Source organism: Limnothrix redekei LRLZ20PSL1, from assembly GCF_043235035.1.
GTDB lineage: Bacteria > Cyanobacteriota > Cyanobacteriia > CACIAM-69d > CACIAM-69d > CACIAM-69d.
The window spans coordinates 1-249 of record NZ_JAZAQF010000040.1 but is presented as its reverse complement, the minus strand read 5'-3'; the positions used below and the strand labels follow the sequence as shown (position 1 = coordinate 249).

Sequence of the window (249 nt, the reverse complement as noted above, 5' to 3'; positions counted from 1 at the left end):
TCTATAGGATTAAAGTCTGGTGAATACACTGGCAGATATCCTACCGTTGCTCCTACTGCTTCTATCATTTCTCTTACCTCTGGACGATGATGAGAGTTTAAGTTGTCCATGATAACCACATCACTTAGAGCTGATTTATAAATCAATTATTAAGCATCTAGAGCAGCCAATCTTCTCACCATCAAATGCATTAAGCAGCCATAGATCATCCCTTCACTCGTCTCCGAATACAACTCATAGTCCTTGCTC

1 pseudogene is annotated in these 249 nt (G+C 40.2%); it reads right to left on the bottom strand.

Features of this window, described 5'->3' with window-relative positions:
- Positions 1-119 (bottom strand): annotated as a pseudogene (locus VPK24_RS07015) (transposase); the annotation flags it as partial.
- Between the last annotated feature and the right edge of the window lie 130 nt (positions 120-249).